32 protein-coding genes, 1 tRNA gene and 1 pseudogene are annotated in these 23842 nt (G+C 62.4%); 22 read left to right on the forward strand and 12 right to left on the reverse strand.

Annotated elements, in window-relative coordinates:
- From OO258_RS24750 to OO258_RS24780, 7 genes are all read left to right on the forward strand, one after another.
- On the forward strand, positions 1 to 625 hold a 625-nt coding region (locus OO258_RS24750; RefSeq protein ID WP_266033835.1), incomplete at its 5' end, for a DNA cytosine methyltransferase.
- Between the two features lie 14 nt (positions 626 to 639).
- Positions 640 to 1053 (forward strand): hypothetical protein, encoded by a 414-nt coding sequence (locus tag OO258_RS24755; protein WP_266033839.1) that lies wholly within the window; start codon positions 640 to 642, stop codon positions 1051 to 1053.
- The gene (locus OO258_RS24760) at positions 1050 to 1775 is read left to right on the forward strand and encodes a hypothetical protein (protein ID WP_266033842.1); all 726 of its coding nucleotides are present in this window, start codon (positions 1050 to 1052) and stop codon (positions 1773 to 1775) included. Before OO258_RS24755 ends, OO258_RS24760 begins: the two co-directional genes overlap by 4 nt.
- 74 nt (positions 1776 to 1849) lie before the next feature.
- Positions 1850 to 2317, forward strand: a complete 468-nt coding sequence (locus tag OO258_RS24765; protein ID WP_266033845.1) for a hypothetical protein — start codon at positions 1850 to 1852, stop codon at positions 2315 to 2317.
- Positions 2314 to 2565, forward strand: coding sequence for a hypothetical protein (locus OO258_RS24770; protein WP_266033847.1), 252 nt, complete (start codon positions 2314 to 2316; stop codon positions 2563 to 2565). Before OO258_RS24765 ends, OO258_RS24770 begins: the two co-directional genes overlap by 4 nt.
- On the forward strand, positions 2562 to 3119 hold the full coding sequence (locus OO258_RS24775; protein ID WP_266033852.1) for a hypothetical protein: 558 nt from the start codon (positions 2562 to 2564) through the stop codon (positions 3117 to 3119). The genes OO258_RS24770 and OO258_RS24775 overlap by 4 nt, the downstream gene beginning before the upstream one ends.
- 43 nt (positions 3120 to 3162) lie before the next feature.
- Positions 3163 to 3486, forward strand: a complete 324-nt coding sequence (locus tag OO258_RS24780; RefSeq protein ID WP_266033854.1) for a hypothetical protein — start codon at positions 3163 to 3165, stop codon at positions 3484 to 3486.
- A gap of 16 nt (positions 3487 to 3502) precedes the next feature.
- On the opposite strand, the gene OO258_RS24785 is transcribed toward OO258_RS24780, so the two are convergent.
- A complete protein-coding gene (locus OO258_RS24785; protein ID WP_266033859.1) occupies positions 3503 to 3688 on the reverse strand; it encodes a hypothetical protein in 186 nt (61 codons plus the stop codon).
- Between the two features lie 68 nt (positions 3689 to 3756).
- Between OO258_RS24785 and OO258_RS24790 the strand changes: the two genes are divergently transcribed.
- The 4 genes from OO258_RS24790 to OO258_RS24805 are packed head-to-tail and all read left to right on the forward strand — an operon-like array spanning position 3757 to position 4995.
- Positions 3757 to 4254, forward strand: a complete 498-nt coding sequence (locus OO258_RS24790; RefSeq protein ID WP_266033861.1) for a hypothetical protein — start codon at positions 3757 to 3759, stop codon at positions 4252 to 4254.
- Positions 4255 to 4292: 38 nt separating this feature from the next.
- Complete coding sequence (locus OO258_RS24795) at positions 4293 to 4469, forward strand: hypothetical protein (protein WP_266033864.1); 177 nt, start codon at positions 4293 to 4295, stop codon at positions 4467 to 4469.
- Positions 4470 to 4478: 9 nt separating this feature from the next.
- The gene (locus tag OO258_RS24800) at positions 4479 to 4721 is read left to right on the forward strand and encodes a hypothetical protein (protein ID WP_232889323.1); all 243 of its coding nucleotides are present in this window, start codon (positions 4479 to 4481) and stop codon (positions 4719 to 4721) included.
- A gap of 28 nt (positions 4722 to 4749) precedes the next feature.
- Positions 4750 to 4995 carry a helix-turn-helix transcriptional regulator gene (locus OO258_RS24805; RefSeq protein WP_064590544.1) on the forward strand — a complete coding sequence of 82 codons (246 nt, stop codon included), beginning with the start codon at positions 4750 to 4752 and terminating at the stop codon, positions 4993 to 4995.
- On the opposite strand, the gene OO258_RS24810 is transcribed toward OO258_RS24805, so the two are convergent.
- From OO258_RS24810 to sohB, 3 genes are all read right to left on the reverse strand, one after another.
- Entirely contained in the window at positions 4992 to 5969 is a 978-nt protein-coding gene (locus tag OO258_RS24810) for a site-specific integrase (RefSeq protein ID WP_266033873.1), read from the reverse strand. The genes OO258_RS24805 and OO258_RS24810 overlap by 4 nt on opposite strands.
- A gap of 138 nt (positions 5970 to 6107) precedes the next feature.
- A tRNA-Cys gene (locus OO258_RS24815) sits at positions 6108 to 6181 on the reverse strand.
- A 154-nt stretch (positions 6182 to 6335) separates the two neighbouring features.
- The gene (gene sohB, locus OO258_RS24820; protein ID WP_266033876.1) at positions 6336 to 7361 is read right to left on the reverse strand and encodes a protease SohB; all 1026 of its coding nucleotides are present in this window, start codon (positions 7359 to 7361) and stop codon (positions 6336 to 6338) included.
- 198 nt (positions 7362 to 7559) lie between these two features.
- Here sohB and OO258_RS24825 point away from each other — a divergent pair, with 198 nt between their 5' ends.
- The 4 genes from OO258_RS24825 to OO258_RS24840 all read left to right on the forward strand — a co-directional run bounded on the left by OO258_RS24825 (position 7560) and on the right by OO258_RS24840 (position 10847).
- Complete coding sequence (locus OO258_RS24825; RefSeq protein ID WP_266033879.1) at positions 7560 to 8270, forward strand: histidine phosphatase family protein; 711 nt, start codon at positions 7560 to 7562, stop codon at positions 8268 to 8270.
- 56 nt (positions 8271 to 8326) lie between these two features.
- Positions 8327 to 8644 (forward strand): SCP2 sterol-binding domain-containing protein, encoded by a 318-nt coding sequence (locus OO258_RS24830; protein ID WP_046614879.1) that lies wholly within the window; start codon positions 8327 to 8329, stop codon positions 8642 to 8644.
- A gap of 331 nt (positions 8645 to 8975) precedes the next feature.
- Positions 8976 to 10043, forward strand: a complete 1068-nt coding sequence (locus tag OO258_RS24835; protein WP_266033890.1) for a phosphotransferase family protein — start codon at positions 8976 to 8978, stop codon at positions 10041 to 10043.
- A gap of 36 nt (positions 10044 to 10079) precedes the next feature.
- Positions 10080 to 10847, forward strand: a complete 768-nt coding sequence (locus OO258_RS24840) for an SDR family oxidoreductase (RefSeq protein ID WP_110743879.1) — start codon at positions 10080 to 10082, stop codon at positions 10845 to 10847.
- An 84-nt stretch (positions 10848 to 10931) separates the two neighbouring features.
- On the opposite strand, the pseudogene OO258_RS24845 reads toward OO258_RS24840, so the two are convergent.
- Both OO258_RS24845 and OO258_RS24850 read right to left on the reverse strand, forming a co-directional pair.
- A pseudogene (locus tag OO258_RS24845) lies at positions 10932 to 11086 on the reverse strand (SAM-dependent methyltransferase); the annotation flags it as partial.
- Between the two features lie 134 nt (positions 11087 to 11220).
- Positions 11221 to 11571 (reverse strand): hypothetical protein, encoded by a 351-nt coding sequence (locus OO258_RS24850; RefSeq protein WP_266033894.1) that lies wholly within the window; start codon positions 11569 to 11571, stop codon positions 11221 to 11223.
- A gap of 115 nt (positions 11572 to 11686) precedes the next feature.
- On the opposite strand from OO258_RS24850, the gene OO258_RS24855 reads away from it, so the two are divergent.
- From OO258_RS24855 to OO258_RS24875, 5 genes are all read left to right on the forward strand, one after another.
- Positions 11687 to 11977 carry an RcnB family protein gene (locus OO258_RS24855; protein WP_110743876.1) on the forward strand — a complete coding sequence of 97 codons (291 nt, stop codon included), beginning with the start codon at positions 11687 to 11689 and terminating at the stop codon, positions 11975 to 11977.
- Positions 11978 to 12313: 336 nt separating this feature from the next.
- Entirely contained in the window at positions 12314 to 12505 is a 192-nt protein-coding gene (locus OO258_RS24860; RefSeq protein WP_266033899.1) for a hypothetical protein, read from the forward strand.
- A gap of 74 nt (positions 12506 to 12579) precedes the next feature.
- The gene (locus OO258_RS24865) at positions 12580 to 12972 is read left to right on the forward strand and encodes a glycine zipper domain-containing protein (RefSeq protein WP_110743873.1); all 393 of its coding nucleotides are present in this window, start codon (positions 12580 to 12582) and stop codon (positions 12970 to 12972) included.
- A 239-nt stretch (positions 12973 to 13211) separates the two neighbouring features.
- Positions 13212 to 15044: an SLC13 family permease gene (locus OO258_RS24870; RefSeq protein ID WP_266033904.1), complete on the forward strand. Its 1833-nt coding sequence runs from the start codon at positions 13212 to 13214 to the stop codon at positions 15042 to 15044.
- A 125-nt stretch (positions 15045 to 15169) separates the two neighbouring features.
- Positions 15170 to 16594: a sensor domain-containing diguanylate cyclase gene (locus tag OO258_RS24875; RefSeq protein ID WP_266033906.1), complete on the forward strand. Its 1425-nt coding sequence runs from the start codon at positions 15170 to 15172 to the stop codon at positions 16592 to 16594.
- A 1-nt stretch (position 16595) separates the two neighbouring features.
- Here the strand turns inward: OO258_RS24875 and OO258_RS24880 are convergent, their stop codons facing one another.
- Positions 16596 to 17357, reverse strand: coding sequence for a sulfite exporter TauE/SafE family protein (locus OO258_RS24880; RefSeq protein ID WP_266033910.1), 762 nt, complete (start codon positions 17355 to 17357; stop codon positions 16596 to 16598).
- A gap of 96 nt (positions 17358 to 17453) precedes the next feature.
- On the opposite strand from OO258_RS24880, the gene OO258_RS24885 reads away from it, so the two are divergent.
- Positions 17454 to 18359, forward strand: a complete 906-nt coding sequence (locus tag OO258_RS24885; RefSeq protein ID WP_266033913.1) for a LysR family transcriptional regulator — start codon at positions 17454 to 17456, stop codon at positions 18357 to 18359.
- 130 nt (positions 18360 to 18489) lie between these two features.
- Here OO258_RS24885 and OO258_RS24890 read toward each other — a convergent pair whose 3' ends face one another.
- Together OO258_RS24890 and OO258_RS24895 are read right to left on the reverse strand one after the other, a co-directional pair.
- Positions 18490 to 18684 (reverse strand): hypothetical protein, encoded by a 195-nt coding sequence (locus OO258_RS24890; RefSeq protein WP_266033916.1) that lies wholly within the window; start codon positions 18682 to 18684, stop codon positions 18490 to 18492.
- 470 nt (positions 18685 to 19154) lie between these two features.
- On the reverse strand, positions 19155 to 19508 hold the full coding sequence (locus OO258_RS24895; protein ID WP_110743867.1) for an SH3 domain-containing protein: 354 nt from the start codon (positions 19506 to 19508) through the stop codon (positions 19155 to 19157).
- 422 nt (positions 19509 to 19930) lie between these two features.
- On the opposite strand from OO258_RS24895, the gene OO258_RS24900 reads away from it, so the two are divergent.
- Positions 19931 to 20116, forward strand: a complete 186-nt coding sequence (locus OO258_RS24900) for a hypothetical protein (RefSeq protein ID WP_266033920.1) — start codon at positions 19931 to 19933, stop codon at positions 20114 to 20116.
- A 113-nt stretch (positions 20117 to 20229) separates the two neighbouring features.
- Here the strand turns inward: OO258_RS24900 and OO258_RS24905 are convergent, their stop codons facing one another.
- From OO258_RS24905 to OO258_RS24915, 3 genes are all read right to left on the reverse strand, one after another.
- Positions 20230 to 21522 carry an OprD family porin gene (locus OO258_RS24905; protein WP_266033922.1) on the reverse strand — a complete coding sequence of 431 codons (1293 nt, stop codon included), beginning with the start codon at positions 21520 to 21522 and terminating at the stop codon, positions 20230 to 20232.
- Positions 21523 to 21662: 140 nt separating this feature from the next.
- The gene (locus OO258_RS24910; protein ID WP_110743864.1) at positions 21663 to 22976 is read right to left on the reverse strand and encodes an MFS transporter; all 1314 of its coding nucleotides are present in this window, start codon (positions 22974 to 22976) and stop codon (positions 21663 to 21665) included.
- 210 nt (positions 22977 to 23186) lie between these two features.
- Positions 23187 to 23828: an N-carbamoylsarcosine amidohydrolase gene (locus OO258_RS24915; protein WP_266033925.1), complete on the reverse strand. Its 642-nt coding sequence runs from the start codon at positions 23826 to 23828 to the stop codon at positions 23187 to 23189.
- Positions 23829 to 23842: the final 14 nt, after the last annotated feature.

Raw genomic sequence — 23842 nt, forward strand, 5'->3', positions numbered from 1 at the left:
GACGCAGAGCCACCGGGCGCTGGTGACAGCCTTCATCGAGCAGGCCAACGGCGGGTTCAACACCACGCCAGCGAAGGGAGCGGACGAGCCGCTGACCACGGTCACCAACACCGGCAGCCAGCAGCGCCTAGTGACCGCCAGCCTGGCCACGCTCCGCCGCAACTGCGTAGGCCGTCCCGTAGATGACCTAGTGCCGACAATGACCGCCGGCGCCGAGCACCACGCCTTGGTCGAGTACAAGCTGTCGCCGGAGCATGAGGAAGGCGCCCTGCGGGTAGCAGCGTTCCTGATCAGCTACTACGGCACGGAAAACATCAGCGCCTGCGACGCGCCGGCACCGACGGTTACCACCAAGGACCGCCTGGGCCTGGTCACCGTCTTCGTGAAGGGAACGCCCTATGTGATCGTAGATATCGGCCTTCGCATGTTGCAGCCGCACGAGCTGTACCGCGCCCAAGGCTTCCCGGCCAGCTACATCATCGACAAGGGCGCCGACGGCAAGCCGTTCACCAAAACTGAGCAGGTGCACATGTGCGGCAACAGCGTCAGCCCGCCGCCGATGGCCGCCCTCGCCCGGGCAAACGACCCGTGGCGCATCACCTCATCCCAAGCCGAAGCCGCATGACGCGGAGGTATCCCATGCCCACAGAAAACCGATCCAGCAACACCGAGATGGTCAGCGTGCCCGAAGGGTTCATGCTGGTTGAGCGCAGCATCTGGACCGAAAAGCAGGTCGACGCTGCTACAGCGTGCATCACTCGCCTGAAGGGCGTTCCGACCATGACTGACCGCGCCCTAGCCATGGCAGCGATTGATGCTGCCCAGTGCACCGCGCCGGATATCGCGCTATCCGATCTACTGCCTGCCCAGCAGCCCCACCCCGAGCCTATAGCCTGGATGGTTGGTACTGCCATCTGGTGGACCAAAGTAGGGGCGGAGCGGGATGCGGCGGAGACTGGGCTGCAGATTGTTGGGCTGGGGCCTATGACTGTCATCGCGCCATCCGAGCAGCACCTGGGCGTCGAGATCGAAACAGTGAGGCGGAGCGGATGATTCATTACCACGGCACGCCAATCGGCGGCACCCGGCAGGATGCGGCGCGGTTGCTTGCCGGCCGACACGCCTTGGTGCCATTCCCGCGGCAAGACGACATGGGCATTGTCGCCGAGGCCTGCCAGTCCTTCGTTTTCGATAACGGCGCGTTCACCGTCTGGAAGAAAGGCGGCCAAGTAGATGTCGAAGGGTACACCCGCTGGGTGGGTGACTGGCACCGGCACCCCGGATTCGACTGGGCCCTAATCCCTGACGTGATCGACGGGGACGAAGACGCCAACGATCGGCTGCTCGAGCAATGGCCTGGCCATCTGCCCGGTGTGCCGGTCTGGCACATGCATGAGTCGATCGAGCGCCTGCAGCGCCTGGCCAAGTCCTGGCGCACGGTTGCCCTGGGCAGTTCAGGCCAGTGGCGCTCGCCGGGCACCGCAGCATGGTGGAAGCGCATGGGCGCGGCAATGGACGCAGTATGTGATGACCAAGGCCGGCCAATATGCCGCCTGCACGGCCTGCGGATGCTTGACCCGGCGATCTTCCAGAGCCTGCCGCTCGCATCGGCTGACAGCACGAACGCTGCAGTGAACGGCGGCAGCATCAGCCGCTTCGGCATGTACACCCCGCCTTCCGCCGGCCAGCGCGCCAGCGTGATCGCTGATCGTATAGAGGCGCATACCAGCGCACCGACCTGGCAGCGCGAGCCACAGACCGAACTCGCGCTGTAGAGAACATCTGTACTCCTTGCTGCAACCCCTCTCCCCTCTATTCACTGCCGCGATATGGCGGCCAAGGAATCCCTGTGTCCGAAAAAATTGAGTTGGACCTCGACGCCATCGAGGCAGCAGCCAAGGCCGCAACGCCGCAAGACTTCGTCAGCGCCCAAGTCGGCGGAGCCGAAGAAGGCTGGATGGAATGCCCAGGGTGCGGCGGCGAAGGCTCCGTCGAGCTGACGGCCGACTACCTGAACTACGACGGCGTGGCTCTGGGTGTGCAGTTCTACGGGATCGGCGAGCCACACGTTCACGCAGAGGCCTACTACCGCGCCGCCCGGCCTGCAGTCATGTTGGCCCTGATTGCAGAAGTCCGCGCCCTGCGAGCTGACGCAGCGCGGTATCGCTGGCTGCGTGACCCGGACGGCCAGGAAGATCTCGGCAGCGAATACAACATGCCGCCCATCATCTGCGGCTACGCCGAGCATGAGGACATTCTTGCCAATGATGCGCTCGACCGCGCAATCGACCAGGGCGTGGAGGCGCTTAAGTCATGACCCGCCTCGCCCTCTGCCTCCTGCTGCTGGCCACCGGCGCCAGCGCAACCGAGAACATCATCGACGTGCAGCACGACAGCCAGCGCGGCGTCACCTGCTACCTGCTCAACGGGGTCGGCATCAGCTGCATCCCCGACAGCCAGCTGCAGGCCGGCAGCCAGCGCCAGCTCTCCCCGCACGAAACACAACCCGAACCTACACCCGCACTGGCGCCTGGGCGCTGGATTGATGAGAGGTATCAGCTGTGAGCAAGATCGATTGGAGCAAGGCACCAGAATGGGCCGATGGGCACGGCCTGGTCGCCCACCACGGCATAACCGAGGTGTGGATCAACACGGACCAGTACGCAGTGGTCGGCGCCGAGGATCGAGCCTATCCCTATGGCGGCGGCAGTGGCGATCACCGGCACAACTTCACGCGAGGCCAGGTGCAGTACATCACGCCGCGGCCGGCGCGCTGGGATGGCGAAGGTCTTCCTCCTATTGGCCAGAAGATCGAAATGAAGAACAAGCGCTCCACAGAAGATTGGGCTCGGCCTGGATTTCAGGAAGTGACCATCACTGCCATGGGCGCACAGCTGTTTTTGGTCACTTATCGCGAGGGCGGCGAAGAAAACTGCGGCCATCTCAGCGAGTACGATTTCCGGCCGCTCAGCTCTCCTGAGCAACGGGCGGAGGAAGAGCGTCAGCGGGCTGCGCGACAAATGTGCCTGGCCGCCGGGCATGAATCCCCAACTCCCGGGCAGATCAAAATGGGATTGACGCTGTACGACGCCGGCTACCGCAAGCAGGTGGCGCCATGATCGCCCTCGCCTACATGGCATACCTGATCTACAGGGGGCCGCGATGAGGAAGGTTACTCGCACAGTTGATGACCCGACCGCCAAGTGGGGGTTCCGCGTAATCCCAGCCACCTATGAGGAAGCCGAGAAGATCACCGGCTTCCGCCTGGACCGACGACACAACTACTCCATCAACCGGGAAGGCGAAGTCGAGGTACTGGGAGTGTGTTCCGTGGAGTGTTCAGGTTGCAGCTGCGATTGCTCAAGCTGCAGCTATGGCTACAACGCCCACCCGGCAGCTGGCTGCCGAGAATGCGGCTACACCGGGCGCAGCCGCATGTACTTCGGCTATCCGCCGAGCCCGCCCAGGCTCAAGAAAGCAGCATAACCCCTCCCCCTACAACTCAAGCCCGCCGGCGTGCCGACCAGAAGTGCGTCACGGCCAGCAATACACCTGGTATGGCCATGCCAAGGCCGCTGTAGATGAAGCCAGGCTGACCTGTCATCAGCCCACTGAAAGCGAACCCGACGCCAGTTGGTATCAGGGTTACTGCTGCATAGCCCCACGGCTTTCTTGTTTCCTTGGCCATATCGCTCCTCCTCTTGAACCCCGATTAAACCACATGAGCCCGCCGACAGGCGCAGGCGAGGATTACCTATGTCCGCAACAGAACGATTCCACCACACCGCGAACGACTGCTTGGAGCGCCTGGCGGCCGATCTCTGGCCGGAAGCCAAGCTGGCTCTGGTCATATACACCCCTGAGAAGCCTGAGCTCGACATCGTGCTCAAGGACAGCGGCCTCAACGTCGACGAGGTCGTGAACACCCTGCGCCGGCGCGGTGGCCTGGGCCTGGATGGCGAGAACATCTACAAGCGCCTGCTCTGCGACGTGATCATCGGGGCCATGGCTTGCGGCAAGCAAAACAGAAACCCGCCGCCTGCTGATCACTGGGGTCAGGAGTTTTGGAATGTCGGCCGGGCCGAGGGAGCGCTGCAAGAAGAACTGGTGCAGGCGCTGCGCCTGTTGCGCAAAGAGCTGGACGCCTGCCAGCGGGTGATCCATTACACGGACGGCTTCGATCCGGCGTACGTCAACGATGCCCAAGCCGCACTGAAGGTCGCCGACGCAGTGCTCGAAAAAACTTCCCCCTGACCACCAACCTGCCGCCACCGGCGGCGTGGAGACCACCCATGAACCTGATCGACTGCTACGTCACGAAGATCCTCGGCGCGCCGTACCGCAAGTTCGGCGCCTGGTGGGTCGACGTCGAATACAACAGTTGGGGCAGCACCAGCAAAACACGACTCATGTTCCGCACCGAGGAAGCCGCCCGGGCGGCGAAGGTCGGGCACCACTTCACCGCCTGAGGATCAGCCATGACGACCCCATTCAAGGCCTACACCCTGGGCGAGGATTTCGCCGTACGGGAGGTCACCATCGTGCGCAACGGGTTGTTCTGCGTGGACAGCCAAGGCGTGAAGCACCCGAAGCCGAAGCTGTTCACCAGCGCCAAGGCTGCGCAGGACAAAGCGAGGAAATGGCTGGCTGACCGCGACGCGCAGCTTGCGAAAGAAAACGCGCTGCACGAGCAGCGGAAGAAGATCGTTGCATCCTACTGATCACCGCCGGGTACGGCAGGAGCCCTAAATGGAACCAGAGATCATCCACATTCCCGAACTGGCAAAGCTGCTGGGTCGGTCTGAGTCAGCCATTCGCAGCGCCCGGCAAGCCGGTGCAGCGTGGCTGCCCCCTTTTTTCAAGCAGGGCGCGCGCGTGTGCTGGCGGGTCAGCACGGTGCGCGAGTTCCTGCAGGAGTTCGAACAGGGCCTACACACTCCGGCCAAGCCCGGCCGGAAGCGCCAAGCTCCGCCGACGCTGGCCAGTGTCCGCTAACCCAGCTTATCCGCCAGCGCGTCCGGGCACAGGTGGGTGTATCGCTTGAGCATGCTCATGGTTTTATGGCCGGTGATGGAGGCCACCTCCATGATCGACAGACCCTTCTCGAAAAGCCGGGATGTACCTTCGTGGCGCAGGTCATGGAAGTGCAGGTCTTCCACCTTGGCCGCTTTGCAGGCCCGGTTGAAGTACTGGCTCACCGAGTGCGGCGCCAGCGAGAACACTTTTCCATCCAGGCGCGCCGGCAACCCGTCAAGGAGCGCCCGCGCCTTGGTGGAAAGTGGGACCAGGCGCCGGGTACCATTCTTGGTGTCCTCGAGCAGCACATGCTTCGCCTTCACATTCTCCCGGCGCAGGCCCAGGAGCTCGCTGCGTCGCATCGCCGTCTCCACCGCAATCTGGATGATCGCCGGCATCTCGGCGTGAATCGCCCCCGCCTTCTCGATCACGCCGGCCAGTTCGAAGCTCTTCGGTCGGCGATCCCTCTCCTTTGCCCCTTTGGGCATGCGAAGTTTCATAACCGGGTTGCTCAACCCCTCAATACCCCAGTCCTTGATGGCTACCGTGAACAGGTGGCTGATGATTGCCAGGTCGAGCCTGACCGTGGCCGTGGACTTGCCCGCCTTGAGCTCTTCATCCCTGTACGACGCAAAATCACTTGATCGCAAAGCAGCCAGGCCTTTCCCGGCAAATGGATGCTTCTTCCACTTGTTGATCCGGGTCTGCTCCTGCTTCGCGCCTTTCTTGGTCGAGCTGACTTCCCTGGAGTACCGATCCAAGGCTTCAGTCAGGGTGGTTCGCTCCGCCTCTCGCATATCGACGAAACGGGCGCGCGACATGTCGCCCTCGATCTCCGCTGCCCAGCGCTGGGCCTCGGCCTTGGTATCGAAGGTCGCGGAGAGAGATGGGTATCCTTTCCGGCGGATCTTTGCCCGCCATGCGCCGCCTGGGCGCTGCTCGTAAGTGGCCATGCACCGGATTTTGCCGGGGACAACTGGGACACGCAATTTTCTTCGGTGTCCCAAATTTGTCCCAAACCGAGCGCGGGACAAAATCCGCAGGCATTAAAAAAGCCCCGCAACCTCAATGGCTGCGGGGCTTTCGAATGGTGGAGGCCGAGGTCGGAATCGAACCGGCGTAGACGGATTTGCAATCCGGAGCATAACCACTTTGCTACTCGGCCTCAAAGGTCGGATCTAGCTGCTTTCGCTTTGCTATCTCCTTGAAACGCTGAACCTTTTTCAAAGTTTGCTGCGTTTCGATGGGCGCCATTATGTCTTCATTCCTTTAACCTTGCAACCCCCTGAACGAAAAAAAATTTCAACGGGTTCAAGGTGTTAGCGCAGGCGGCCGAGTTTACTCCACAAACCCACCACGGTGTTCTCCACCGCGCCGCTGGCGGCCACGCCGATACGCTCCTGCAGGCTCTTGCGCTCGGCATAGTGCAGGTGGAACAGGTTGGCGTTGCGCGCCCGCTCGCTCAGGTACTCGTCGCTGGTCTGCAGCGCGTCCACCAGTTTGCGGTTGAGTGCCGCAACGCCCAGCCATACTTCACCGGTGGCCACTTCGTCGATATGCAGCTGCGGGCGATAGCGGGCGACGAAGTCCTTGAACAGCTGGTGGGTGATGTCCAGGTCTTCCTGGAATTTCTCCCGGCCCTTTTCGGTGTTTTCGCCAAATACAGTCAAGGTGCGCTTGTATTCGCCGGCGGTCAGCACTTCGAAGTCGATGTCGTGCTTCTTCAGCAAGCGGTTGACGTTGGGCAACTGCGCCACCACGCCGATCGAACCGAGCACGGCAAACGGGGCACTGACGATTTTCTCGCCGATGCAGGCCATCATGTAACCGCCACTGGCCGCCACTTTGTCGATGCACACGGTCAGCGGGATGCCTGCCTGGCGAATGCGCGCCAGCTGCGAGGCGGCCAGGCCGTAACTGTGCACCAGGCCACCGCCGCTCTCCAGGCGCAGCACCACTTCGTCACGCGGGGTGGCGAGGGTCAGCAGCGCGGTGATTTCGTTGCGCAGGCTTTCGGTGGCCGAAGCCTTGATATCACCATCGAAATCCAGCACGAACACCCGGCCCTTTTCATCGGCCTTGCCCTTGCCTTTCTTTTCCTGTTTTTCCGCTTTGGCCTGTTGCTTGCGCAGGACTTTGAGCTGGGCCTTGTCGAGCAGGCCGGACTCCAGGCGCTCGCGCAAGTCCTTGTAGAATTCGTTCAGGCGGGTGACCTGCAATTGCCCACCCGGTTTGCGCCGCCCTTTGCCACGCAACCCGGCTATGGCAGAAAGCACCACCAGGATAGCGATGACCAGGGTGGCGGTTTTGGCGAGAAAGCTTGCGTATTCGGCAAGAAACTCCACGTTGACTCCTTAAAATGCCTGCGCCACTGCGGCGCGTATTTGTTGCAAGCATACCGTTGCGCCTGGAGTGCTGCCAGCCGATGCAAACGCCGGCAACATCTTTCAAACGACCTTTTCAAACGCTTGTATGTTTTTTCGTTGACAGCCCGTGTGCCGCATCCTAACCTCGCAGCAACCTCCAACAGGCCGGAACCTTCCGTGGGCAACCTCTACCTGATCCGACATGGCCAAGCCTCCTTCGGTGCCGATGACTACGACGTCCTCTCGCCCGTGGGTGTGCGCCAGAGCCAGGCCTTGGGTCAACACCTGGCCCAGCTTGGTGTACGGCTGGACCGCTGCGTGGCCGGCGACCTTCGGCGCCAGCAGGATACCGCGCGCATTGCGCTACAAGCATTGCATGTCAGTGGCTGCCCGGTGCCGGCTGTTGAGACCGACGCAGCGTTCAATGAGTTCGATGCCGACGGCGTGATCCGTGCACTGTTGCCCGGCCTGTTGCCAGAAGAACCCGACGCCCTGCAAGTGCTGCGCAATCCCGCCCAGCACCGCAGTGAGTTCCAGCGCCTGTTCGCGCTGATGGTTCAGCGCTGGCACGATGGCGAGCATGCTGACGATGGCCTGGAGACCTGGCAGGCGTTCACTGCCCGGGTCCAAGGTGCCCTGCAGCGCGTGCTGGATACTGCCGGCAGCGGCGACAATGTCGCCATTTTCACCTCCGGCGGCACCATTGCCGCCCTGCTCCACCTGGTTACCCGCATTACCCCAGGCCAGGCGTTCGCGCTGAACTGGCAGATCATCAACACGTCGCTCAGCCAGCTGAAGTTCCGCGGCCGCGACGTGGCACTGGCTTCCTTCAACAGCCAGGCCCATGTGCAGTTGTTGAGGGCGCCGGAGCTCGTCACTTACCGATAAGCCCGGCTAGTTGTGTCCCTGCGGGGACGTGTAAATCACTCTATAAGGAATGCGCCATGACCTCCGTAGCTGATGCCGTGAAAAAGATGCAAGAGAAGTTCAACCCATCCGCTGCCGCCGGCCTGGACCTGGTGTTCGGCTTCAACATCACCGACGAAGGCAAGCACTACGCCCTGATCGTCAAGGACGGCACCTGCGACCTGCAGGAAGGCGAGAACCCGGATGCCAACTGCACCCTGGTGATGGACAGCGAAACCCTGAAGGGCATCGTCAGCGGCGAAACCGACGGCATGCAGGCCTTCATGGGCGGCAAGCTGCGCGTTGAAGGCGACATGATGCTGTCGATGAAACTCAGCGAGCTGTTCCCGTCCTGAGTGCCGGGGATACCGCATGATCGGAAAACCGAAGCCTGACCGGCTTCGGTTTTTTTTTGCCCGCTTGCGCAGGCTCAACCGACTAGCGCGGCCCTCTGGGAAAGCGGCCTCGGTCGCAAACCGTGCAAGGGGTCTGCAGGAATAGGTGGCGCCCTGCAGCGGAGCAAGGAGACTGCTCACACGATGAGCACTCGCTGAGCCGGCAGGTCCCATCAAGGCAGTTGATCTTGATGCAACACCCTCACCTATATGGCGCCTGGCACGCTTGTTCCAACCTCGGCAGACCATTAGATTAGCCAATAGTCCTTGCGATCGAGAATAAGGAAAACGCATGACGCTCACCGACCAGTCCACCCAGGTACGCCCCGGCGAAGAGCTCGACGCGGCCGTCATCGACCCTTACCTCAAAGCCCACATTCCCGGCCTGGCCGGCCTGCCGAGCATCAGCCAGTTTCCGGGTGGCGCCTCCAACCTCACCTACCTGGTCAGCTACCCGAATCGCGACTTTGTGCTGCGTCGTCCACCGTTCGGCCAGAAGGCCAAGTCGGCCCACGACATGGGCCGCGAGTTCCGCATCCTCAACCAGCTGAACAGCGGCTTCCCCTATTGCCCTAAGGCCTATGCACACTGCACCGACACCAGCCTGATCGGTGGCGAGTTCTATGTGATGGAGCGGGTCAAGGGCATCATCCTGCGCTCGGACATCCCAGCCGAACTGAACCTCGACGCCAGCCGTACCGAAGCCCTGTGCAAGAGCTTCATCGACCGCTTGGTGGAGCTGCACCAAGTGGACTACAGCGCCTGCGGCCTGGCCGACCTGGGCAAGCCAGAAGGCTACGTACAGCGCCAAATCGATGGCTGGACCAGCCGCTACGAGAAGGCCCTGACCCCGGACGCGCCGCGCTGGGAACAGGTAACCGCCTGGCTGCACGCTAAAATGCCCGCCGACCACCCGCGGCCAGGCATCGTGCACAACGACTACCGCTTCGACAACGTGATCCTCGACGCTGACAACCCCATGCGCATCATCGGCGTACTGGACTGGGAGATGGCCACCTTGGGTGACCCGCTGATGGATCTGGGCAATAGCCTTGCCTACTGGATCGAAGCCGGCGACCCGCCGCCGGTACAACTGATGCGCCGCCAGCCGAGCAATGCGCCCGGCATGCTGAGCCGCCGCCAGTTCGTCGACTACTACGCCGAGCGCGCCGGCATCCGCCTGGACAACTTCGATTACTACTATTGCTACGGCCTGTTCCGCCTGGCCGGCATCGTCCAGCAAATCTATTACCGCTTTTATCACGGCCAGACCCAGGACAAGCGCTTCGCACAGTTCATCCACATGAATCGCTTGCTGGAGCACATGACCTTGCAGGTCATCGACAAGTCCAGCCTCTGAGCATTGCCCACGACGACGGTTAACAAGGAAAACAGCATGTCCAAGACTCACCTGTTCGACCTCGACGGCAAGATTGCCTTCGTTTCCGGCGCCAGCCGTGGCATTGGCGAGGCCATCGCCCACTTGCTGGCGCAGCAAGGGGCCCACGTGATCGTTTCCAGCCGCAAGCTCGAGGGTTGCCAGCAAGTGGCCGACGCCATCATCGCCGCAGGGGGCAAAGCCACGGCGGTGGCCTGCCACATTGGTGAACTGGAGCAGATTCAGCACGTGTTCGCCGGCATCCGTGAACAGTTCGGGCGCCTGGACGTGCTGGTCAACAACGCCGCCACCAACCCACAGTTCTGCAACGTGCTGGACACCGACCCGGGCGCTTTCCAGAAGACCGTGGATGTGAATATCCGGGGTTATTTCTTCATGTCGGTAGAGGCCGGCAAGCTCATGCGTGACCATGGCGGCGGCAGCATCATCAACGTGGCGTCGATCAACGGGGTTTCACCGGGGCTGTTCCAGGGCATCTATTCGGTGACCAAGGCCGCAGTCATCAACATGACCAAGGTGTTCGCCAAGGAGTGCGCCCAGTTTGGTATCCGCTGCAATGCCCTGTTGCCCGGCCTGACCGACACCAAATTCGCCTCGGCACTGGTCAAGAACGATGCCATCCTCAACGCCGCCTTGCAGCAGATCCCGCTCAAGCGCGTAGCCGATCCCAAAGAAATGGCCGGCGCGGTGCTGTATCTGGCCAGCGATGCCTCCAGCTACACCACCGGCACCGCACTCAATGTAGACGGCGGGTTCCTTTCTTGATCAGGTTTTGACCGCCACCAGGGTGTAACTCAGGGGATGCTCTGGTGCTCGACCAGAGCCGTCAGTAGCAGCCCGTGGCCCAGCAAGGCGGTAATCCGGTTTCAGCAGTGCTGCCAAGGTACGTGCCCAGGGTTCGATACGAGGTAGCCAGCAGAGCGCGCCAATGCCGGTGTAGACCAGGTCGTACCCACCGGCAAGACCTTGTCGGCCGCGTAGACGTCAGATTCCACATATTCGATAGCCGTCGTCCTTGAGGGTAAGCGCTTGATGCTAGACGCCACCCTGCACACACCACAGCACTGCCTTGCTCAAATTTGTAAAACCCGCTGCCTCAGCCGTGTAGAAGGGAATGCCCCCGTTCAAGTCGATACGGTTACAAACAGGTCGCTGCTGCCGCCCGGCGCTGCAGCGCCACGCTGTCGTTCTTCTGCGCGTAGTAATCCACGTGCGTGCCACCCGCCTGCGGATACACATCCACGAACGACTCGGCCTGACGGGTATATACGGTCAACCCCCCTTGCTTGCGCGGTTCCAGGTAGCCACTGGCGTCATCGCCGAACACCTTCTCTTCCTGCCAGCTGAACTGGATGCACTGCGCCACCAGCTCTGGTGCCTTGTGCGAGTCGAGCTGCGCAGTCGGCTTGCCGCCGCGCGCAGTGTCCATCGTCGCAGAAGCACAACCGACCAGCATCAGTGTCACGGCCATCGGCAGAATCGCACGCATGTTCCATCCTCGAGGTTTTGAAAAGAAGCGACTCTAGCACTGGCACGCAGCCCGAGTGAATTGTCACGCCCATTCCGCTGTCGCAGACAAGACATGCCGTTACAAGGAGCCCGTCATGAAACTGCACTACCTGTTATTCGCCGCCCTACCCTGCTTGCCACTGGCAGCCACCGCAGCCCCCTCCAGCGAAGAAAGCATCACCGCCCCGGAAACCCACAATCGCGAGCTCAAGGTCGGCGACAAGGCTCCGGACCAGTACAAGCGTGACGACCAGACCATCAAGGACTGGAAAGCCAAGGGCCTGCCCACGCCGGAAAAGGAAAGCCACTGGGTGCGCATGGGCGAGCACTATGTGCTGATACAGATTACCAACGGAGTGGTGCTGGCCATCCAGCCTGCCTCCTGATTCATCCCGCCTTCACCAGCGCCGCCATGTGCACGGTGTCACACCCGGCGGCTTTGGTCTTATAAAGCGCCGCATCGGGCTGGACCAGCAGGCTGGCGGCGCTGTCTCTCGGGCCCCGCACGCCGCACCCTAGGCCAATGCGCCGCAACCCCATCCACCGGCCCCGGTGACCATTGAAGCCATTCAAGCGTTGAGACGCTCGATGTCGATCATCGCCAGCGCCAGGCCGCTCATCGCCGGCAGCACATTTTTTTACTCGTCCAGGAAACCAAATGGATCGATCCCAGTCTCAGAAGGTGTGCGGTAAACCTTTGCGGATCAAGGACCTATATCGTGATGATGCGTTTTGCAAGCCTTTCGCTGGTTGCTGTTGTCCTGCTCACCGCAGGTTGCCATAGCCATCGCTACCATGACGATGACGATGGATGGCGTGACCGCGACCGTGACCATCGCCACCACCACCGGCATGACCGCGACAATGACGATGATGACAATCGCCAATACCGCGGTGACCGTTACTACCGCTGAAGCGTCTTTTCCAGCCCTGACCCGCCGCCCGTTGCGCGGCAACACATCCTGATGATTCCTTTGAGGTTCGTATCATGCGTCTGACTCTGCCTTCCCTTGCCCTCGGCCTGCTGCTGTGCCAGGGCGCTTTCGCCGGTGACGGCACTGCCGCCATTGGCGGTGGCCTGGGTGGTGTCCTGGGCAACGTTGTTGGCCAACAGCTCGGCGGCAGAACTGGCGCCGCCATCGGCGCCGGCGTCGGCGGCGCGGCCGGCAGTGCCGTCGGCGCACGCAAGGGTAACCGCACCGAAGCCGCCATTGGCGGTGGCCTGGGTTCAGCCGGCGGCTCGCTGCTGGGCGGCGCAGTAGGCGGCAAAACCGGCTCTACCGTGGGTGCCGGCCTGGGCGGCGCCGCCGGTGGCGCACTGGGCAACCACCTGGGCGACGACAACCGCGGTAGCAAGAAGCATCGCCGTCACCGTCACTGATACCGTTGGCCTGAAAGGCCGCAACCTCGGCCACCGGGGGCGCGGCCTTGCGCGGCGAAAGGGCCATCACTGGCGAACAAAATCTTCAGCTTGACCGGCTGCTTTGCATCACAAGTCTGTTCCTACCGGACAGTCTTGCCCCCGAAACACTGCAGCACATCAACACCCCCTTCACCGCAAGCTGGCACACTGGCTGCTACTGTCTATCGTGCCTCCGTGTGAAGGAACACTCCCTCCCCATGAACCAAGAGCTGCTCTGGGTCCTCGGCCTGCTGGCCATTGTCATTGTCCTGTTCGTCATCAACCGCCCACGCATGGACGTGGTCGCGCTGTTGGTGATCCTCGCCCTGCCATTGCTCGGCATACTGACCGTGGAGCAGGCCCTGGCCGGCTTCAGCGACCCCAACGTGGTACTGATCGCTGCCCTGTTCGTAATTGGCGAAGGCTTGGTCCGCACCGGTATCGCCTACCGCATCGGCGAGTGGATGAGCGAGCGGGCCGGCAACAGTGAGGCCCGCCTGCTGGTCCTGCTGATGGTGGCCGTGGCCGGGCTAGGCTCGATCATGAGCTCAACCGGCGTGGTCGCCATCTTCATACCCGTGGTGTTGAGCATCGCCGCACGCCTGCAACTCTCCCCCAGCCGCCTGATGATGCCACTGGCCTTCGCCGGCCTGATCAGCGGCATGCTCAGCCTGGTGGCCACACCACCCAACGTTGTGGTGCACAGCGAGCTGGTACGCCATGGCCACGCGGGCTTCAGCTTCTTCAGCTTCACCCCGTTCGGCCTGGTGGTGCTGGTGATGGGCATCGGCTACATGCTGCTGACTCGCAAGTGGCTCAATGGTGAAGTGCGCAAGGATGGCCGCGTGGAAAGCCGACGCACGCTGCTGGACCTGGTACTGGACTACAAACTCAACGGCCGTGAGCGGCGCCTGCGCATCCGCCCAAACTCGCCACTGATCGGCCACACCCTCGGCGAATTGGAGCTGCGCACTCGGCACGGCGCCAACGTGATTGGCATCGAGCGCCAGCACAAGTTCACCACCCGGGTGATCTCCGCCGGGTCCAGCACCGTGCTGCAACAGGGCGACGTGCTGCTGCTCGACCTGTTCGCCAACCGTGACGACCTGCGCAGCCTGTGCCAGACCATGCAGCTGGAACCGCTGCATTTCAAGGCGGCCTATTTCATCGACCAGTCCCAGGACCTGGGCATGGCCGAGGTGTCACTGCCACCAGGTTCACAACTGATCGGCAAGACCATTCTGGAACTTGCCTTCCGTACCCGCTACGACCTCAACGTGGTCGGCCTGCGCCGCGAGCAGGCGGCTATCGAAGAACAACTGGTGGAAGAAAAGCTGCGCCTGGGCGACACCCTGCTGGTGGTCGGCCCCTGGAAGGCGGTGCGCCTGTTGCAAAGCAAACCCAAGGATTTCCTGGTTCTGAGCCTGCCCGCAGAGATCGACCAGGTGGCGCCTGCCCGCACCCGTGCGCCACAGGCATTGCTGAGCCTGGCGGTGATGGTCGGGCTGATGGTCAGCGGCGCGGTGCCCAATGTCATCGCCGCGCTGATTGGCTGCCTGTTGATGGGTGCCGGCCGTTGCATCGACATGAACAGCGCCTACCGGGCCATCCACTGGCAAAGCCTGGTGCTGATCGTCGGCATGTTGCCATTTGCCCAGGCGCTGCAGAAAACCGGCGGTATCGACCTGGCGGTAGGCGGGCTGGTCGCCGTGCTGGGCGGCGCCGGCCCCAGTGCCATCCTTGCCTGCCTGTTCGCCGTCACGGCGGTGATTGGCTTGTTCATTTCCAACACCGCCACTGCCGTGCTGATGGCGCCAGTAGCCGTCAGCACGGCGGCGCAGCTGGGCATGTCGCCCTACCCGTTCGCCATGACCGTAGCGCTGGCCGCATCGGCAGCGTTCATGACGCCGGTGTCATCGCCGGTCAACACGCTGGTGCTGGGGCCGGGGCAATACCGCTTCGCCGACTTCGTCAAAATCGGCGTGCCCTTCACCGTGCTGGTGATGCTGGTCACTGTGGTCATGGTGCCGTGGTTCTTTGGCTTGCAATGACAATCGCAGGCAACCTGGCATTATCCCGACCGATCGCGGCAGATTGACATCAAGTACCTTGACGAAACACACTGCTACTCATTGCCCCAGGTTCTTCAAGACGTTGTCCTGGATTTCGTTTCCGCTTGCCGGTCGCGCTCATGGTTCATCCAGCCCAATCGCGCTTGTTGCCTTATGTCATTCTGCTGTGCCTGACCTTTGGCCTCACCCTGGGCGGCATCCTGGCCCGCCCGATCGAATCGCTGTCGCTGTTCTGGCCGGTGAATGCGGTACTGGCTGGCCTGCTGCTGCGCTACCCCCGCCAGGCCACGCCTGCCGGGTTCAGCCTGGTGTGGCTGGCAATGGTCGGCGCCGACCTGCTGTGTGGGAGCGCCTGGGCCCCAGCGCTGTGGTTCAACCTGTGCAACCTGGGCGTGGTGGTCACGCTTTGGCAACTGCTTTCGCGCTTGCCGCGCCTGCATCGGCGCATGCGCTCCCCGCACGGCGTGCTCAGCGTGTTCGCCGCCTGCGCCGCCGGCGCCATGGTGGCGGCCAGCATGGCCGCGGTCATGGCCGCGCCGTGGTTCGAGCAATCGTTGCGCGCCACGTGGCTGGCATGGTTCAGCGAGCAATTCTCGACCGGCGTGCTGGTGCTACCGGTGCTGCTTACCGCGCCCTCGGCACGCGCCATGGTGCGCGGCGGTGCGCAGGCCATCCGCCTGGCGCCGCTGCTGGTGTTGATGGCCTCGCTGGCGTTCAGCATCGCGTTCGGGGGCCCAGGGGCGATTGCCTTCCCGATTGCCGCCTTGCTCTGGTGCGCCTGGACCTACTCGCCATTCCTGGTTTCATTGCTGACCCTCACCGCCGGCAGCACCTTGATCGTGGCGGTGGCGCAGAACCTGATGCACTTCAGCGTGCCGCAAAGCGAGCCCGGGGTCACAACGCTGATGTCCGCACGCCTGGGCATTGCCATGCTGGTACTCGGGCCGCTGGTGGTGGCCTGCGTCAGCCAGGCCAACCGCAGCCTGATGGCCCGTCTGGCGCACCAGGCCACCATCGACCACCTCACCGGCGTGCTCACCCGTAGCGCCTTCACCCGCCGCGCCAACGCACTGCTGGACAGCCGCCAGCAGCACGCCCAGGCGCTCCCGCTGACCTTGATGATGCTGGACATCGACCACTTCAAGTCGATCAACGATGCCCACGGCCACGCGGTCGGCGACCAGGTGCTGCGCCAATTCGCCGGCACCCTGCAAGACCAGTTGCACAACGATGAGCTGTTCGCCCGCCTGGGGGGCGAGGAGTTCGTTGTTGTTGTCCCCGGCCTTGCGCCGGAGCGGGCCAAGTTCACTGCCGAGCGCCTGCGCCGCGCCGTGCAGGACCTGCACGTGCTGCAGGGGGGCCAGCGCCTGCAAATTACCGTGAGTATTGGCGTGACTGGCTGCGACGCTGACGTGCCGGCCCCCAGCCTGGACGAACTGCTGGCAAGTGCCGACCACGCGCTGTACCGAGCCAAGGCCCATGGCCGCAACCGTGTCGAGCAGACCGAAGCACAGCGCCAGGTGAGCTGAACTAGCCGGCCAGCAAGTCCCACGACAGCTTGGCGATCAGCACACACAACAGCACCAGGAACAACCCGCGGACAAAACCGGCGCCCTTGCGTACCGCCAGCCAGGTGCCGGTCAGCGCCCCCAGGATGTTGCACACCGCCATGGGCAGGGCGATGGCATACAGCACGTTGCCCGACGGCACGAAGAACACCAGCGCCGCCAGGTTGGTAGCAATGTTCACCACTTTGGCTGAGGCCGAGGCGTGCAAGAAGTCCAAGGCGAAGAAGCGGATGAACAGGAAGATCAGGAAACTGCCGGTACCCGGGCCGAACAAGCCATCGTAGAAGCCAATGGCCCCACCGATCAGCACCGCCAGGCATTGTTCCTTGCGGCCGATCTGCGCCGGTTTGTGCAGAGTGCCAAAATCCTTCTTGCAGAAGGTGTAGATGGCCATCAGCACGATCAGCACCAGAACAGCCGGACGCATCACGCTGGGCGGCACCAGCGACACCGTGGCGGCACCGACGAACGACATGACAAAGGCGCTGACTGCCGCCGGTACGATCAGGCCCCAATCCAGTGTCACCTTGCGAATGAACGAACGCGCTGCGAAGGCCGTGCCACACACCGACGCCAGCTTGTTGGTGCCCAGCAATGCTGCCGGTTGCGCGGTAGGCAGCACGTTGAACAGGGCCGGGATCTGGATCAGCCCGCCGCCACCCACGGCGGCATCGATCAGCCCAGCGGCGAAGGCGAACACAGAGAGCACGGCAATATCCATCATGAAGCGGTTCCAGGCAGTTAAGACGTGCAAGGCTAATCAAAGAGGCGCACTTGTGTTGAAATGCCATATTGCAAAATCTGCAACGAGGACCCGGCAATGGCATTGGACATGCTGCGAGAAATTCAGGCGTTCGTCAGCGTGGCGCACAAGCGCAGCTTCGTTGCCGCCGCCCGTGCACTGGGGCGCTCGCCCAGCGCCGTGACCCGTGCAGTCCAAACGCTGGAGGACAATGCCGGGAGCAAGCTGCTCAACCGCAACGCCAATGCCGTTACGCTGACAGAAGCGGGTGAGCGCCTGCTGCCCCACGCCGAACGCTTGCTGGATGTGCAACGCGACGCTGCCGACGAACTGGCCGCGCTCAGTGGCAGCGCCCAAGGCTGGGTCCGCTTTGCCGTACCGCAGCTACTCGGTGAACATGTGCTGCCGCAGGTCCTTGCCGAGTTTTCCCGGTGCCACCCCCAGGTGACCCTGGACGTGCAGTACAGCGATGAGGCGCTTGACCCGCTGCAGGACAAATTCGATTTCGTGGTACGCGGCGCCTTCCCGCAATCGAGCGAACTGATCGGCTACCCACTATGGCCCTATCAGCGCCACCTGTATGCCAGCCCGACGTACTTGGCCTTGGCCGGTACGCCGCAACATCCGGAAGAGCTGGAGGGGCACACGCTGATCCTGCACACCGCGCCACGCATCCTCAAGGCCTGGCACTTCTGCCGCGACGGGCAGATCACCAGCCTGCGCCCGCGGCCCAGACTGCGTCTGGGTTCGGGCGACGCGGTGTACCATGCTGCCTTGGCCGGGGCCGGCATCGCCCGCCTGGCCGCCTGGGTTGGCGAAGCACAAGTGGCGGCCGGGCGCCTGGTCCGCGTGTGCCCGCAGTACCGCCTGACTTCCAGCAGCGGTCAGGACCCACAGATGCACGCCGTATTCCCTGCCGGCGAACTGCCGGCACGGTTTCGCGACCTGCTGGCGGCCCTGCGCCGTGCCGGCATGGCCCGTTGAATCAGCCCTCGAAACCACTGTTCAATTTCTGCTCAATTTAACAGAGGCCGCCGGGGGCTTGGCTTACAGCACTTTATCCACAGACCTACCCACGTTTTTTGTGGACAGATTTCCCAGCGCAAAGAATGACTTATCGCACAACCAACAAGGCCGAATTGGCCAGTTTGACCAGCTCGATCCACTCGGCCGTACTGATGACTCCGGCTTGCTCAAGCGCCTCGGCATTGCGCAGTGCCTGGTCATAACCCTGCTCATCAAGCGCCCCTTCAGCGAGAAAACGGCTACGCCACTCCAGCATGGCTGAAGTGCCTTTCTTGCATTCCATTAATGTGTCGACTCCAAGACAAAAACACTGACCGAATGAACGGCGGCGGGAGACTACACGAGGCTTTTACACTTGAGAATGACTTGCACCTACCGCTTGTCCAGCAGTGCAAAGCAGGGGAATACTGGCCATTTGGTCAGGTGTTGGGCCCGCCTCTTGAACTAGACGGGCCGCGCAGGTAAACCGCAGTTTGAATTCAGCTCGGCGGAATCGTGCCAAGCAGACCGATCAGAATGGTCAGCAGCAGAAAACCACCGAGGAACAGCGCCAGCTTGCCCATTGGAACCTCTACAGTTGTGATGCGGGAATGAGCACATTGTCGAGCTTGGGCTGATACGGTTACAGATTCAGGTTTGCGGAAAAAAAGCGGATCAGATGGTCCTCATGGTTTTTGCCCGGGGGGGGCAAATGCACGTTGCCACAACGCACGCGCAGCTTCCTGCGCACGCTGTTGAGCCGGCAGGTGCAGCTCAGGTCAGTCGCTGAAGTTTTTCTGCCGGTAGCCAGCCGAGTTCACCATTGCCATGGCGCCGACACCAGACCCAGCCATTGAGCGGGCGAACCAGCTGCACCAGCTGGCCCGGTTCGGCATCCAGCTCGTGCGCGCAATAATGGTCCAGTGCCCTCCCCTGGCCCACGCTGAGCCGTTCGATAAGCTGCGCCGGCACCCAGCCGGGCTCCTGCCCGGTGCAGCTGCACAGGTACCAGTCCTGCCAGCCGGGCTCGCCCTCGTAGCGGGGGCCGATATCCAGCAACGTGCCCTTGGCGAAGCGGATTGGCCGCGGGTATTCACTGCGGTGAGTTTCGATCACGACGTAATGCATGGGCCTCTCCCTGGCCGAAAACTTCGATGGTAGCAGCCACAGAACATACCGCCGCTGCCGCGCGTTTTGGGTGATCCTGCTGCATGGCTGGCCTTAAGACCTTCACCGCGTCGAACAAGTTGCACGCACCCTCGCGGCAAAAGCAGGACGGTAAGTGCTACATAACGTTTCAGAATGCGAAAGGGGCCCTGTGCCGCAGGGCGTACCCATCGAAAAATGATGGCGCCCCGCAGAGCCGGGCAGTCGGGCGGGTTTCGAGGACATGATTTGAAACGCCGGATGTAGGACGTTTTACCACGCGATGTAGGAAAACGGACAACGACAGGATTTGCCTGTATGAAACATCAGTTTCTTGAGCAAAATCGAGATGCTACGGTCCATTTTTCCTACAACGGCACGGACGCCCACAGCGTGAGAACCACATGGACCCGTTCAATAGCTCGGCCCTGAAACTGCAGAAGAATCTGCTCAACCTGCGCATTGAGCGGGACCGCCTGAGAAACGAGGGCAAGGATAAGGAGGCGGATCAGCTTGCAGGGCTAATTGCACAGCTGGAAGCGGCGATTCGGCAATTGCCGGGCGACATGAAGCCTGTGACCTTGCAGTGAGGCCTGATGGGCGCCTGAAGACTTGCGCGATTCCTGCGGGCGCGGCCTGGTGTCGCGAAAGGGCCGCAAAGCAGCCCCAGCAATGCGTGCATCACTGCAACTACCCTGTACCTTCAAAACAACTTGACCGTATAACTCACAATCAACCGGTTTTCATCGATATCGCTGCGGTAATTGGAGCGCGCCATCACGTTGCGGATGCGTACACCCAAACCCGCCAGCGGTCCGCTCTGCACCACGTAGGCCAGGTCCAGATCCCGCTCGCGGTCACGCCCTTCAAAACCCAGCCCGGTGTCTACGTCCCGCCCGTTCACATAGCGCAGGGTCGAGGTCAGGCCCGGAATGCCCAGCGCGACGAAGTTGAAGTCATGGCGCACCTGCCACGACCGCTCGCCCGGCGCCGAGAACTCATAAGTCGGCAACGTATTGCCCATCGGGTTGGTGTTCGCGCCCACCTGGATAAAGCCATCGTCACCGCCGATCTGCTGGTAGCCCACGTAAAAGGTATGCCCACCGGTCTTGGCCGAGAACAGGCTGAACAGGGCATGGTTGTCGTAGTCACCGGCAATCTTGCGACCGTCTTCGCGGGCATCGAAATAACCAGCATTCACCCCAAGCGTCCAGTCACCCAACGGCTCGGCATGCTTCAAGCTGTAGAAGCGCTGCTGGTAGATATCTTCCAGCTGCGCCTGCCAAACGCCTACGCTGGTGCGGTTGTCGTTGAAGGCATAATCGGCGCCCACATAGTTGAAGCGATCACTGGTAAACCGCGCGAGTCGCGCCGGGTTGATCGGGTCGTTCACCAGCGCGTACATCTTCTGGCTGTTGGACGAGTCGCGCAGGCTGGTGGAGCGGAACTGGCCGGCATTCAGGGTCAGCCCGGCAAACTCGCGCGACTCCAGCATCGCCCCCTGATAGGTCGGTGGCAGCAGGCGCAGGTCGCTGAACAACAGCACCGGCAGGTTGGGCATCAACTCGCCCACCTTCAGCTCGGTCTGCGACACCTTGAACTTGATTGCCGCGCCCAGGCGGCTGTACTCGTCAGCCGACTTACCGCTGTCCAGGCTGGGCAGCAAGCCCGACTTGGCATGCTCCGGGCTGCTGTCGAGCTTGAAGCCCAGCAGGCCGGTCACATCTACGCCAACGCCTACGGTGCCCTGGGTATACCCCGAGCTGGCATTGAGGATAAAACCCTGCGCCCATTCCTGGGTACGCGACTGGCTACTCGCGCCCTTGATGTCGGCATAGTCACGGCTAAAAAAGTAATTGCGTGCCTGCAGCGTGGCGCGGGCACCTTCGATGAACCCGGCCTCTTCAGCCGAGGCCTCGGTGCAGAGCGCGGCGGCAATACAGCCACCAGCCAGGCGCGCAGACGAAGAAAAACGTGGTGCTGTGAAACCTTGCATGGGGCTACTCCTGGATTTCGGGCAACAGCGACCCGGCGCGGTAGCCTTGTGCGGCCACCGACGTGCGGGTTGCTTAGGGAAAGGGTCGGCAGGCGGGCACCCGGCCCGCCTGCCCTGCCGTTGCGTGAAGCGCTGGGCCGCTAGCGGTTGACCAGCTTCGCCGGCAGGGCGATGACCAGGAAGCAGCTGAGAATCAGGCAGCCGGCGAACACCCACAGCGCCGCATGGGAAGTCCCCGTCAGGTCAGTCACCATGCCCATCAGCGAGTTGCTGACCAGGCCGGCGATGTTGGCCACCGAGCAAGCCAGGGCGAATCCGGTGGCCGCCGCGGTGCCTTTGAGGAAGGTCGCCGGCAGGCTGAAGAACACCGGCACTGCGCCGATGATCGCCGCCGAGGCGATGGCGAACAGCAGTACGGTCATCACCAGGTTCTGACTGAACAAGGTGCTGCTGGCCATGGCAATTGCACCAATGATGAACGGCACGATGATGTGCCAGCGGCGCTCGCGGTGACGGTCGGAGCTGGCGCCGATCATCAGCATGCCGGCCAGCGCAGCCAGGCTCGGGATGGCCGTGAGCAAGCCGATGTGGAAGGTGTCGCTGACGCCCGCATCACGAATGAAGGTCGGCATCCAGAAACCCATGGCATAGGCGCTGAGCAGGATCGAGAAATCGATGCCACCGAGCATCCACACCTTCAGGTTGAAGAAGCCGTCACGGAAGCTGTGCTTGCTGTCCTTGCCCTCGGCATCGTCGGCGGCCAGGTCTGCCGCCAGTTGGGCCTTGTCCGCAGCTGAAAGCCACTTGGCCTGCTGGTAGTGATTGGGCAATGCCCAGAACGTGAGGATGCCGAGCAGCACGCTGGGGATCGCCTCCAGCAAGAACAGCCACTGCCAGCCGTGCAAACCGTGCACCTGGTCGAAATGCCCCATGATCCAGCCAGAAATGGGCCCGCCGATCACGCTCGACAAAGGCAACCCGATCATGAACAGGGCAATGATGCGCCCGCGCCGATAGGTGGGGTACCACATGGTCAGGTAGAACAGCACGCCCGGCAGGAAGCCGGCCTCGGCCGCGCCAAGCAGAAAACGCAGGATGTAGAACTGCGTAGTGGTGCTGACGAACATGGTGCAGGCCGACAGCAGGCCCCAGGTAATCATGATGCGGGCGATCCACAGCTTGGCGCCGACGCGCTGCAGGATCAGGTTGCTTGGCACCTCGAAAATGATATAGCCGACAAAGAACAGCCCGGCACCCAGACCATAGGCGGCGGTGCTGAACTGCAGGTCTTCAAGCATCTGCAGCTTGGCGAAGCCGACATTGATGCGGTCCAGATAAGCTGCGAGGTAGCAGAAGCACAGGAAGGGGATGAGCCTCCAGGTGATCCTGCTGTACAGCGCTTTCGTGCCATGGTCAGTGTCACTGTGGACCGTGGTTGCGTTCGCAATTGGCATTTCCTGTCTCCTGGCGGGCGACTTTGTGGTTGTTTTAAGGCCAGCAGTTTTCGACGCGCCGGGCACGCCGCGCACTATACGCGGCGTACCTGGGTAACGCCTGAAAGACCCCGAGTGCTCCTGCGGGGCGACCGCCCGGACAGCAGGCGGTCATGAACGGGCTTCCGGCACCGTTCCTTGATTGTTATTGGGTAAGGCGCTGCCCGGCGTTCAGCCGGCCAGTTGCCTAAGGTGTTGCATGGCGTCCTGCCGGGTGACGACATCGCCATACTTGCTGTCGATGTCGAACAAGTTGGCTTCGTGCGGGTCGTTATGACGGTCACCGACGCACTCACGCACCACGATGGTTCGGAAACCATGCTGCATGGCATCCACCGCACTGGCGCGGATACAGCCGCTGGTGGAGCAGCCGGCCAGCACCACGGTGTCCACCCCTTGGGCATGCAGCAGCGGGGCCAGGCTGGTAGCGAAGAAGGCACTGGCGTACTGCTTGCTCAGCACCACTTCCCCCGGCTGGGGTGCGACGGCCTCGCAGAACGCCGCCAGCGGGTTGCCTTCGACCATATCCTTCATTACTGGCGCCTTGCGCACCCACACACCGCCATCGACGAAATGCGGCGGCTGGTAGCGGATATTGGTGTGCACCACCAATGTGCCGCAATCGCGGGCCAGCGCCAGCAGGCCGGCGGCCTGCTCCACCGCCGTGACCACTCCCGGGGCGTAGAGCGGTGCGCCGGGGGTGGTATAGCCCTGCATGAAATCGATCATCAACAGGGCCGGCTTGCGACCAAAGCCGATGCGCTGGCCCCACACCCCTTGGTAATTGTCACGGGCGCTCTGTGCGTCGCTCATGTCCGCCTCCCGGT

This window comes from Pseudomonas sp. DCB_BI (assembly GCF_026240995.1).
GTDB lineage: Bacteria > Pseudomonadota > Gammaproteobacteria > Pseudomonadales > Pseudomonadaceae > Aquipseudomonas.